This is a genomic window from Oscillibacter sp. KLE 1745 (genome assembly GCF_000469445.2).
In the GTDB taxonomy this organism is placed as follows: domain Bacteria; phylum Bacillota; class Clostridia; order Oscillospirales; family Oscillospiraceae; genus Oscillibacter; species Oscillibacter welbionis.
On the sequence record NZ_KI271724.1, the window covers coordinates 39319 to 45988 of the forward strand.

At 63.4% G+C, this 6670-nt stretch carries 6 protein-coding genes; all 6 read left to right on the plus strand.

Translation table 11 applies throughout. The features are described from left to right. Positions 1-993: U32 family peptidase (locus HMPREF1546_RS09670; RefSeq protein WP_021751891.1), on the plus strand; the 993-nt coding region annotated here is incomplete at its 5' end. A 22-nt stretch (positions 994-1015) separates the two neighbouring features. Next, positions 1016-2413 carry an NAD(P)/FAD-dependent oxidoreductase gene (locus HMPREF1546_RS09675; protein WP_021750642.1) on the plus strand — a complete coding sequence of 466 codons (1398 nt, stop codon included), beginning with the start codon at positions 1016-1018 and terminating at the stop codon, positions 2411-2413. Positions 2414-2495: 82 nt separating this feature from the next. Continuing rightward, positions 2496-4121: an ABC-F family ATP-binding cassette domain-containing protein gene (locus HMPREF1546_RS09680; protein ID WP_021750641.1), complete on the plus strand. Its 1626-nt coding sequence runs from the start codon at positions 2496-2498 to the stop codon at positions 4119-4121. A 307-nt stretch (positions 4122-4428) separates the two neighbouring features. Then, on the plus strand, positions 4429-4944 hold the full coding sequence (locus HMPREF1546_RS09685) for an RNA polymerase sigma factor (RefSeq protein ID WP_021750639.1): 516 nt from the start codon (positions 4429-4431) through the stop codon (positions 4942-4944). Beyond that, the gene (locus tag HMPREF1546_RS09690) at positions 4941-5597 is read left to right on the plus strand and encodes a DUF4367 domain-containing protein (protein WP_021751892.1); all 657 of its coding nucleotides are present in this window, start codon (positions 4941-4943) and stop codon (positions 5595-5597) included. The genes HMPREF1546_RS09685 and HMPREF1546_RS09690 overlap by 4 nt, the downstream gene beginning before the upstream one ends. Positions 5598-5616: 19 nt before the next feature. Next, positions 5617-6642 carry a hypothetical protein gene (locus HMPREF1546_RS09695; RefSeq protein WP_021749247.1) on the plus strand — a complete coding sequence of 342 codons (1026 nt, stop codon included), beginning with the start codon at positions 5617-5619 and terminating at the stop codon, positions 6640-6642. Positions 6643-6670 lie beyond the last annotated feature (28 nt).

Sequence of the window (6670 nt, forward strand, 5' to 3'; positions counted from 1 at the left end):
CCCCGCCTGCCGGAGCACCTGGAACGGCTGGCGGACGCCGGGGTGGACGCCCTGATCGTGGCGGACCTGGGGGCCTTTACCATGGCGGGGAAGTACGCCCCCCGGTGTGAGCGGCACATCTCCACCCAGGCCAGCATCTGCAACTACGAGACCGCCCGGGCCTGGCACGACCTGGGGGCCAGCCGGGTGATCCTGGCCCGGGAGCTGAGTCTGGAGGAAATCCGCACCATCCGGGACAAGACCCCGGCGGACCTGGAGATCGAGGCCTTCGTCCACGGCGCCATGTGCGTCAGCTACTCGGGGCGGTGCCTGCTCTCCAACTATATGACCGGCCGGGACTCCAGCCGGGGCGCCTGTGCCCAGCCCTGCCGGTACCAGTACGCCCTGGTGGAGGAGAAGCGGCCGGGGGAGTATTTCCCGGTGTTTGAGGACCAGCAGGGGACCTATATCCTGAACTCCCGGGACATGTGCATGATCGACCACCTGGGGGACCTGTGCGGCGCGGGCCTCTCCAGTTTGAAGATCGAGGGCCGGGCCAAGTCCGCCTACTACGCGGCCATCGTCACCGGGGCCTACCGCCACTGTTTGGACGCCGCGGCGGCAGGGGAGTCCGTCGATCCCGTGTGGCGGGACGAGGTGGAACACGTGAGCCACCGGCCCTACTCCACCGGCTTCTACTACGGCCCGCCGGGCCAGTATTACGCCACTTCCCGCTATGTCCGGGAATGGCAGGTGGCGGCGGTGGTGACGGACTGCGACAGCGCCGGGCACGCCGTGCTGTCCCTGCGGAATAAGTTCCGCGCCGGGGACACGGTGGAGATCGTGGGCCCGGATCTGCGGCCCTTCTCCATAACCGTGCCGGAGATGCGGGACGAGGCGGGGGCGCCCCTGGTGGAACCCCGCACCCCACAGATGAAATTCTATATGGACCTTCCCAAGGCGGTGCCGCCGTATTCCCTGGTGCGCCGCGGGGTGGACCTGTCAGCCAAATGAGGAAAAACGAGGAGAGAAGACTATGAACGCAGATGTTGTCATTGTTGGCGCCGGCCCCGCCGGTATCTTCACCGCTTTGGAGATGATTAAGAAGGGCAGCCGCCAGAAGATCGTCATGGTGGAAAAGGGACAGCCGGTGGAAAAGCGCCACTGCCCCAAGGACAAGACCAAGAAGTGCGTGAACTGCAAGCCCTACTGCCACATCACCACCGGCTTCTCCGGCGCCGGCGCCTTCTCCGACGGCAAGCTCTCCCTCAGCTATGAGGTGGGCGGCGACCTGCCCACCCTGATCGGGGCGGACCTGGCCCAGGAGACCATCGACTACGCCGACCAGATCTACCTGGAGTTCGGCGCGGATGAGCACATCGAGGGCCTGGGCCACGAGGAGGAGCGGAAGGAGATCCGCCGCCGGGCCATCCAGGCGGGGCTGAAGCTGGTGGACTGCCCCATCCGCCACATGGGCACCGAGAAGGCCCAGGGCATTTACCTCGCCATCGAGCGGTACTTACAGGAGAACGGGGTGGAGATGTACTTCGGCTATGAGTGCAGCAACCTGATCCTGGAGAACGAGGTCTGCAAGGGCGTGGCCATCTCCGACGGCAAGACGGACCTGGAGATCTACGCCAAGCATACCGTGGTGGCCACCGGCCGCCGGGGCGCCGACTGGCTGGAGAAGCTCTGCGCCGAGCACAACATCGCCCACGCCCCCGGCACTGTGGACATCGGCGTCCGGGTGGAGGTCCGCAACGAGGTCATGGAGATGGTGAACCGGGTGCTGTACGAGTCCAAGCTGGTGGGCTATCCCAAGCCCTTCAAGAACAAGGTCCGCACCTTCTGCCAGAACCCCGGCGGCTTCGTCAGCCAGGAGAACTACGACAACAACCTGGCAGTGGTGAACGGCCACTCCTACAAGGACCTGAAGAGCGACAACACCAACCTCTCCATCCTGTGCTCCCACAATTTCTCCATCCCCTTCAACCAGCCCATCGCCTACGCCCAGAAGGTGGGCGAGCTGACCAACATGCTGGCCAACGGCCAGATCCTGGTCCAGCGGTTCGGGGACATTCTGGACGGCAAGCGCACCTGGCAGAAGGAGCTGGCCCAGTCCAACATCCGGCCCACCCTGCCGGACGCCGTGGCCGGTGACATCACCGCCGCCATGCCCTACCGGGCCATGACCAACATCATCAACTTCATCCAGGCCATGGACTACGTGGTGCCGGGCTTCGCCGCCTATGAGACGCTGCTGTACTCCCCGGAACTGAAGTTCTATTCCAACCGGGTGAAGATGGACACCGACTTCAACACCAGCCTCCAGGGCCTCCACTGCCTGGGCGACAGCTCCGGCTGGACCCGGGGATTGATGATGGCCTCTGTCATGGGCACCCTCATGGGCCGCAAGATCGCGGAAGAGGGCTAATCGGATCACAGAGCGGCAGCAGGCGCGGAAAACGCGCCTACTGCCGCGATGAAATACGCAGATATGAAAAAGGATACAAGCTATGATCACAGTCAATGACGTCAGTCTCAATTTCAGCGGACAGACCCTGTTCAAGCACGTGGACCTGAAGTTCACCCCCGGCAACTGCTACGGCATCATCGGCGCCAACGGCGCCGGAAAGACCACCTTCCTGCGGATCCTCTCCGGGGATCTGGAGCCTACCACCGGCGAGGTGGTGATCTCCAAGGATCAGCGGATGAGCGTTTTGAAGCAGGACCACTTCCAGTACGACCAGTACACGGTGCTGGACACGGTCATCATGGGCAACCAGCGGCTCTACGATATCATGAAGGAGAAGGACGCCCTCTACGCCAAGGAGGACTTCACCGACGCCGACGGCGTGAAGGCCAGCGAGCTGGAGGCGGAGTTTTCCGACATGGACGGCTGGGAGGCTGAGAGCGACGTGAGCCGCCTGATCCAGGGCCTGGGATTGTCCGAGGACATTCTGTACAGCGAGATGAGCACGCTGACCGCCAAGGAGAAGGTGAAGGTGCTGCTGGCCCAGGCCCTCTTCGGCAAGCCGGACATCATCCTGCTGGACGAGCCCACCAACCACCTGGACATCCACGCCGTGGAGTGGCTGGAGGACTTCATTCTGGAGTGCGAGAGCCTTATTATCGTGGTGAGCCACGACCGCCACTTCCTGAATACTGTGTGCACCAATATCGTGGACGTGGACTACGGCGGGATCAAGATGTATGTGGGCAACTACGAGTTCTGGTACGAGTCCAGCCAGATGATGCAGCGGCTGATCCGGGACCAGAACAAGAAGAAGGAAGAGAAGATCAAGGAGCTCCAGGAGTTCGTCTCCCGCTTCTCTGCCAACAAGTCCAAGAGCAAGCAGGCCACCGCCCGCCGGAAGCTGCTGGACAAGCTGACGGTGGAGGAGATGCCCGCCTCCTCCCGGCGCTATCCCTTCGTGGGCTTCAAGATGGACCGGGAGCCGGGCAAGGAGATTCTGGCGGTGGAGGGCCTCACCAAGACCGTGGACGGCCGGAAGGTGCTGGACAACGTCAGCTTCCGGGTAAACAAGGGCGACAAGATCGCCTTTGTGGGGGAGGACGAGATCGCCACCACCACGCTGTTCAAGATCTTGATGGAGGAGCTGGAGCCGGATGCGGGCACCTTCAAGTGGGGCACCACCATCACCACCAGCTACTTCCCCCTGGACAACTCCGCCTTCTTCAATGACTGCGACCTGAATCTGGTGGACTGGCTGGGCCAGTACACCGCCGACAACGCGGAGGAGGGCACCGAGTCCTTCAAGCGGTCCTTTCTGGGGCGGATGCTGTTCTCTGGCGACGACGTGTACAAGCCCGTCAAGGTCCTCTCCGGCGGCGAGAAGGTCCGGTGCATGTTGTCCCGGATGATGCTGTTCGGTTCCAATGCCCTGGTGCTGGACCAGCCCACCAACCACCTGGACCTGGAGTCCATCACCGCCGTCAACAACGGCCTGATCGACTTCAAGGGCGTGGTCCTCTTCGCCAGCCACGACCATGAGTTTGTCCAGACCATCGCCAACCGGGTCATGGAGTTCGTGGACGGGAAGCTCATCGACAAGATGTGCACCTACGATGCGTATATCGCCGGGGCCCGGGAGGAGATGCTTGCCCGGCTGAACGGCTGAGCTGTTACTGGATTGTAGTTGACATCAGGCAAAACCACCCTGTAAACTGTTTGCAAAACAGCTTGCGGGGTGGTTTTTCATGGACAAACGGCGGATTTTTGGCGTGTTGGCACTGGCAGTTATCACGGCGGTCACAGCGAGGGTGGCGTCCCCCCAAATGGCGGCACAGCGGCAGGAGGCGGAGCTGGGCGCTGCATAGCAGAACAGGCGGGAGTACTCCCGCCTGTTTTCATGAATTTTCAAATCCGGCCGTCAGATTTGCGCCCGCTCCAGCGTCATAGAGAGCAGAGGGACAGGAGGGAACGCCATGCTGGAATATCTGGCAACCATGGAGACAGCGGATGATCGGACCAGGTTTGAATCGCTGTACCTGGCCTACCGGGGCCTCATGTACCATGTGGCCTATCACATCCTGAAAAATCCACAAGACGCAGAGGACGCGGTGCACCAGTCCTTCGTGAAGCTGGCGGAGCACATGGCGACTATCCCCGACGGCCCCTGTCCCCGGACGCGGAATCTGGTGGTGACGGTGGCGGAGCGGAAGGCCATCGATCTATATCGCTCCCGCCAGCGCCATCCGGAGACGGAGCTGGATGAACAGACCGTCTGGTCCGCACCGCCGGAGGGCGGCGGTCTGGCCGATGCCATGGCATCCCTGCCGCCCCGGTACCGGGAGGTGCTTCTGCTAAAATACTACAACGGCTATTCCGCCCGGGAGATCGCGGGATTTCTCTCCGCCACCCCTGATGCCGTGACCCAGACCTTGCACCGGGCCCGGAAGAAGCTGGCGGAAATTCTGGATGAGAGGGGGGAGACGCCATGATGATCTCAGAGGAGGCCCTGTACGCGGCGGCGCCGGAGGCGGCGGAGAAATTCCTCTCCGCTCTGCCGGACCGGGAGGACTGCGTCCATGACTTCTCCCCGGACTTCGAGGCCCGGATGGCGACGCTGCTCCGCTGTCAGCGGAGACGGCGGCACTGGCGGGCCCTGCTGGCGGCGGCCGCCGTGCTGGGCGCCCTGGCGGCGGGACTCTCCGTGGGGGCGGGGGACCGGACGGACTGCCAGATCTACTGGTCCCAGACAGACGGGGAACTGCGGTACGTTATCCGCCTGGAGCACACCACCACCCGGCCTTTCCAGGACGCCCAACTGCGCTGTGTGCCGGAGGGCTTCATCCTGGTCCGCGGCAGCACCAGTGAGATCCGCGGGGAGCGAAGTCTGGCGTACCGAAGGGGGGAGGATGCCTCCTTCACCCTGATGCAGACCCAGGGAGAGGACCTGGTGGGTTCCAAGGGGACCGCCTGCCAGGGCTCTGAGGTGGAGGTCAACGGCCGCCTGGGCCTGCTGGTGGAAGAGGAGACGGACAGCACAGAAAAAGACCTGCTGTGGACGGACGGGCCCTACATCTTCGCCCTCCATGGGAAGGGCCTGTCCGCCGAAGAGCTGCTGGAGATTGCCAGGAATGTGACCTGGTGACAGGAAAGGAAGGAATCTGATGAAACGCAATTACATTCCCTTTATCGCGGGCATGAGCACCATGCTGCTGTTGGTAGGGCTGGTGGGGGCCTCCCTGGCGGGGGAGACCAGGCCGCCCGCTGTCCCTCAGAGCGGAACGCTGAACGGACAGGTGGCCTACGGCGAGGCGGGTGTGGCTCTGTTCGGCAAGGAACAGGTACCTGCCGGCGCTGCCTGGACTACGGAGGACGGAGCGCAGATCCCCACTGTGCTGACCTACACTGATGAAAACGGGGAGGACCACTACTTCATCAGCGCCGAGACCGCGGCGGAGGTGCTGGACATGGTCTACGGCGCGGTGTACCGGGAGGACCTGAACTGCATTGATTTCGGCACTGAGGCGGCCGTAGATGCGGAGGGCAATCCCCGTCTGGACGGGAACGGCCAGCCCATCTACTGGACGGGGGCTGAGTTCTTCTCCAGAAGGACCACGCAGAACGAAGACGGCACGGAGCGCATCGTCGCCATCGGCGACCAGAAGGCGGAGATTCAGGTGGGGGACAGCACCTCCGTCATCGTCGGACACGGGCTGGAAGAGGACTCGCCCATCCGGGAGGAACTCATCCAGCGGCAGATGGAGACGCCCACCGTGCCGGAGTATGGCGTCAGCTGCGGGGTGTTCACCGAGGTGGACCCGGCGGTGCTGGATCCAGCCGCCTATCTGGGGCGGTTCGTGGACGGCGTGGCCCTCCAGGGGGCGGATCTGACGTACACCTTCCACTTCATGCCGGAGCTGCCCTATGCCGCCCTGGTGATCGAGAACCAGGGGGACCAGGACATCCTGGTGCGTGTCTTCCGCCCCTGGACCGTGGGCCATATCAACCAGGAGCTGTTCTCCATGGTTCGCATCCCCGCCGGGGAGACGCTGGTCCGGGCTTTCCAGGTCCAGGAAGGGGAGAGCGCCGACCTGCGGAACAAGCTGACGGTGGAAATCACCGGCATCGGCGATGGAGAGGCCCAGGTGCGCCTGTCCTCGGAACAGTACGGCGGCAGTACCCGGAAATAAACCGAACAGCAGCCGCCCGGCGAAAGCC

Bases quoted from the DNA above. Each gene is read 5' to 3' on its own strand.
- HMPREF1546_RS09675 (WP_021750642.1), top strand. From the start codon at position 1,016: ATGAACGCAGATGTTGTCATTGTTGGCGCCGGCCCCGCCGGTATCTTC.
- HMPREF1546_RS09680 (WP_021750641.1), top strand. From the start codon at position 2,496: ATGATCACAGTCAATGACGTCAGTCTCAATTTCAGCGGACAGACCCTG.
- HMPREF1546_RS09685 (WP_021750639.1), top strand. From the start codon at position 4,429: ATGCTGGAATATCTGGCAACCATGGAGACAGCGGATGATCGGACCAGG.
- HMPREF1546_RS09690 (WP_021751892.1), top strand. From the start codon at position 4,941: ATGATGATCTCAGAGGAGGCCCTGTACGCGGCGGCGCCGGAGGCGGCG.
- HMPREF1546_RS09695 (WP_021749247.1), top strand. From the start codon at position 5,617: ATGAAACGCAATTACATTCCCTTTATCGCGGGCATGAGCACCATGCTG.